Source organism: Microbacterium sp. UBA3394 (assembly GCF_002358725.1).
In the GTDB taxonomy this organism is placed as follows: domain Bacteria; phylum Actinomycetota; class Actinomycetes; order Actinomycetales; family Microbacteriaceae; genus Microbacterium; species Microbacterium luteum.
Window position 1 is genome coordinate 1 of record NZ_DEPK01000244.1, and the last position, 3,559, is coordinate 3,559.

6 protein-coding genes are annotated in these 3,559 nt (G+C 70.2%); 4 read left to right on the top strand and 2 right to left on the bottom strand.

Annotation, left to right across the window (positions count from 1 at the left end; genetic code table 11):
• The 3 genes from B4E30_RS14600 to B4E30_RS14610 form a co-directional block, all read left to right on the top strand.
• A partial coding sequence (locus B4E30_RS14600) for a phosphoribosyltransferase family protein (RefSeq protein ID WP_286795850.1) occupies window positions 1-312 on the top strand: 312 nt, incomplete at its 5' end.
• 55 nt (window positions 313-367) lie between these two features.
• Entirely contained in the window at window positions 368-949 is a 582-nt protein-coding gene (locus B4E30_RS14605; RefSeq protein ID WP_286795852.1) for a hypothetical protein, read from the top strand.
• A gap of 65 nt (window positions 950-1,014) precedes the next feature.
• Complete coding sequence (locus B4E30_RS14610; RefSeq protein WP_286795853.1) at window positions 1,015-1,821, top strand: MerR family transcriptional regulator; 807 nt, start codon at window positions 1,015-1,017, stop codon at window positions 1,819-1,821.
• A gap of 143 nt (window positions 1,822-1,964) precedes the next feature.
• On the opposite strand, the gene uraH is transcribed toward B4E30_RS14610, so the two are convergent.
• The gene (gene uraH, locus B4E30_RS14615; RefSeq protein WP_286795855.1) at window positions 1,965-2,315 is read right to left on the bottom strand and encodes a hydroxyisourate hydrolase; all 351 of its coding nucleotides are present in this window, start codon (window positions 2,313-2,315) and stop codon (window positions 1,965-1,967) included.
• Window positions 2,316-2,332: 17 nt separating this feature from the next.
• A complete protein-coding gene (uraD, locus tag B4E30_RS14620) occupies window positions 2,333-2,839 on the bottom strand; it encodes a 2-oxo-4-hydroxy-4-carboxy-5-ureidoimidazoline decarboxylase (RefSeq protein WP_286795857.1) in 507 nt (168 codons plus the stop codon).
• 187 nt (window positions 2,840-3,026) lie between these two features.
• Here uraD and B4E30_RS14625 point away from each other — a divergent pair.
• Window positions 3,027-3,559: cytosine permease (locus B4E30_RS14625; protein ID WP_286795859.1), on the top strand; the 533-nt coding region annotated here is incomplete at its 3' end.

Genomic DNA, 3,559 nt, shown 5'->3' on the forward strand with positions numbered 1-3,559 from the left:
GCCGCCGCCGTCGCGACCGGCACCGGGATGGTGCCGATCCGCAAGGCCGGCAAGCTGCCGCGGCCGGCCGCATCCGTCTCCTACGCCCTCGAGTACGGCGAGGCGGCGGTCGAGGCGTCGGACGACATTCCCGCCGGATCGCGCGTGCTCGTGCTGGATGACGTGCTCGCCACCGGCGGCACGCTGCGTGCGAGCCATCGACTGCTCGCCGAGCTCGGCGCCGAGGTGATCGGCAGCGCCGTGCTGCTCGAGCTCGAGGCGCTCGGCGGGCGCGCGGTCGCCGGCGACGTGCACACCGTCTTCACGGCCTGATCGCCTCCCGCGGCAGCGGTGGAGCGTGTCGGAGGTCGGCGCTACGGTGAGCGTCATGAGAGCCGATGAGCTGTTCCTCGCCTCCGATGCCGCTCTGCGCAGCGTCATCGACCGGATCGACGTCGCCGACCTCGATCGCCCCGCGCCGTCCGAGTGGACGAGCACACCTGACCCCACCTACCGCGACATCCTCTTCGCCCACGCCTACGACGAAGCGTGGATCCCTGGCGTGCTCGCCGGGCGATCGATCGCCGAGGGCGACGAGTTCCGTGAGGCCGACCTGCTCGGTGACGACCCGGTGGCCTCCTACGACGCGCTCAACGACGCCGCCGGTGAGGCGGTGCGAGCCGGGGTTCCCGACGACGCCGTCTTCCGGTTCCAGTACGGGGACTATCCCGCCGCCGAGGGATTCGCGCACCTGGCCACCTATCGTGCGTTCCAGGCCTGGCTGATCGCGAAGAAGCTCGGGATCGACTTCCATTTCTCGCCGGAGCTGCTCGCCGGCTTGAACGAGCACGTCGTGGCGCATGCCGACGAATGGCGTCAGTGGGGCGTCTTCCCTCCCGCAATCGATCCGCCCGCCGATGCCGACGACGAGACGCGGGTGCTCTGCGCCGTGGGGTACTGGATCCCCTGAGTCAGCGCCGACTGCGACGTGACGCTTGACCCTGACACCGTGTCAGAGCGTGGGGTGGGATCACCATGTTGAGTATCGGAGAGTTCGCCCGCATGGCGGGCGTGTCGGTGAGGATGCTGCGCCATTACGATCGGCTCGGAATCCTCGTCCCGGCGCGCGTCGACGCGCACAGCGGCTACCGCTCGTATTCCTCGAGCCAGCTGCCGCGCGCCAACCAGCTCGTCGCTCTGAAGGACCTCGGCTTCTCCCTCGAGCAGGTCGGGTCGATGCTGAACGACGGGCTCACCGCCGAGAGGGTGCGGAACCTGCTCGAAGCGCGCCGCGAAGAACTGCGCACGCAGCTCGCGTCGGACACGCTGCGGCTGGCCCGCATCGAGGCGAAGCTCCGATTGATCGAGAGAGGATCGATCATGTCCGAATACACCGAAACCGCCCTTCCCCGGCTCGTCCTCGTGGGCATCACCGCCACAGTGGCGGAGATGGGAGAGATCGAGAACGACATCGGCCCGATGTTCGACCGCGTCAACGGTGCGATCGATGAGGCGAGTGCCGACCGCACCGGACCGGGCGTCGCGACCTACGAGGTCGCGGGCGAGGGGATGCGCGTCGTCGTCGGCGAGCAGGTGGCCGAGGCGGCGGTTCCCGCCGGGCTGCAGCGCATCGATGTCGCCGCGGCCGAGCGCGCGCTTGTGACCCGGCTGGAGGCGCCCGATCTCTCGGGCATCCAGGCCGCGTGGCAGGGCCTGATCCAGGAGGTCGAGGGGCGCGGCCTGCGCCCGAACGGCGCCGGCCGAGAGGTCTATCTCGAGACCCCGTTCGACGGCCCCGATGCGTCGGGCTGGGTCATCGACCTGCAGCAGCCCGTCGCCTGAGCCACCCGGTCGACGGCAGTCGCGGCTGCGTGCGAACAACACAGGAGATCTGCGGCGGCGAGCCGCTCCAGATCGATGGATGCGGCACGAGCCCGCAGGATCTCCTGTGTTGGCGACGCTCGCGGCCGGCCTCCGTAGTCGGCTCAGCTGCCGCGATAGGTGGAGTAGGCGAACGGGCTGAGCAGCAGCGGCACGTGCAGGTGGGGCGTCTCGCCATCGGCGGCGGGCGCGACGCTGAAGCTGACCGTCACGAGCGGGTAGAAGGTCTCCACCTGCTGCGCCGCGAAGTAGGCGCCGGTCGCGAACGTCAGCAGGTAGGTGCCGGGATCGAGCAGCTCCGGCCCGAGAGCGAGGCGGCCGTCGTCGTTCGTCAGACCATCGGCGAGGTGCGAGACCTCGCCGCTGTCGCGCAGGCGGGCGAGGGCGATGCTCACCTCTCGGGCCGGGGCGCCGCGCGAAGCGTCGAGGACGTGCGTGGTCAGGTGCGTGCTCATGGGGATGATCCTGCCGTTCAGATGGGCTTGTGACCGACCGCGCCGCGCAGGCGCAGCAGAGCGATCTCGGCCAGCTGCTCGCACGCCTCGCGCACTTCGGTGTCGTCGTCGTTCCCGAGCCGGCGCTGCAGCTCTCGCAAGATCTGCTCGGGCGTGCGGCCGGCGGCGCGCACGAGGAAGACCCGGTCGAAGCGGGCCTCATACTCCGCGTTGCCGGTCGCGATCGCCGCCGCCACGGCGGGATCCGCGTCGGTCATCGTCGACTGCTCGCGACGGGATGCGGCCGCCTCGGCGTTCGCTCCCTCCGGCTTCTCACCGATGCGCGGGTGCTGGGAGAGCGCCTGCTCGAGCTCGGCGCGGCCCCAACCCTTCGCCAGATCGGCGGCGTGCGACGTGAGGGTGTCGATGGAGGCGTACGGTCGCGCGGCGACGACGCCGTCGACCCAGCTCGGAACGGCGGCCCACACGCGCACGAGATCGCGGGCGGTCGCGTCGTCGAGGTCGTTGAAGTCGGTGAGGTGCACCCGCCGCACGTTACACCGACCACGTTTCCCCGCCGTGACGGCGTCGTCGTCACAGGATTTACACCCGCGAAACCCAGCCCCTCTCCCCGCGCAATAACCTCGGCGGATCGGAAGCGCCTTTCCATCGCCGGTCGCACCGTCCGCACCACCGCGGGCGACCTGCTTCACCGCATCGAGGGAGAACGACATGACGAGCACCGCCGCAGGTCCGCACGAGTCCGAGCCGTTCGACACCGATGCCGGTGCGCACCCGCATCCCTCGCTCTACAACGACGATCTCGCGCCGCTGCCGCGCGAGAAGCGGCGGTGGACGGCGTTCGAGATCTTCAACGTGTGGACGAACGACGTGCAGTCCCTCGCGGGCTACACCCTCGCCGCGGGCCTGTTCGTGACGGCCGGGATCAGCGGGTGGTGGGTGTTCGCCGCGATCGTCCTGGCCGGCCTGTTCGTGAACTGGCTGGTCAACCTGACCGGCAAGCCCAGCGTGAAGTACGGCATCCCCTACGCCGTCATGGCGCGGTCGAGCATGGGGGTTCGCGGCGCGCAGTTCCCCGCTCTGATCCGCGGCATCGTGGCGATCTTCTGGTTCGGCGCGCAGACCTACTTCGCCTCCACGGCGGTCGCCCTCGCGCTCGACGCGATCTTCGGCGACCCCGAGTTGCCCGCGGTGCTCGGCATGGATGCGATCGACTGGGTCTCGTACGCGATCGTCGCCGGTCT